This is a genomic window from Streptomyces fildesensis (assembly GCF_016107395.1).
Classification (GTDB): domain Bacteria; phylum Actinomycetota; class Actinomycetes; order Streptomycetales; family Streptomycetaceae; genus Actinacidiphila; species Actinacidiphila fildesensis.
Genome location: NZ_JAAIKO010000321.1, coordinates 1 through 253, shown reverse-complemented (window position 1 = coordinate 253; position 253 = coordinate 1). Strand labels below are relative to the sequence as shown.

The 253-nt window shown below is 51.4% G+C and carries 1 rRNA gene; it reads right to left on the bottom strand.

What is annotated here, in order from left to right:
* Positions 1–253: ribosomal RNA gene (locus tag C6N31_RS47430) — 23S ribosomal RNA — on the bottom strand; the annotation flags it as partial.

The following is a 253-nucleotide window of genomic DNA, read 5'->3' as shown; positions in this document are numbered from 1 at the left end:
GCACCTCGCGGTGCTTACACCTCTCGCCTATCGAAGTTATGTTCAAAAACCTCGTCCGAGAACTTGTATAGAGAAGGATTTCCCGCGGCAGTTCTTCCATACCAACTTAGCTGCCCGGCGCTGCTATTAGCATAACAACCGGTACACCATAGGTTGGCCCAACCCAGTCCTCTCGTACTAGGGTTGGCTCCTCGCAGTTCTCCCTTTCACACCAACGGTAGATAGGAACCAAACTGTCTCACGACGTTCTAAA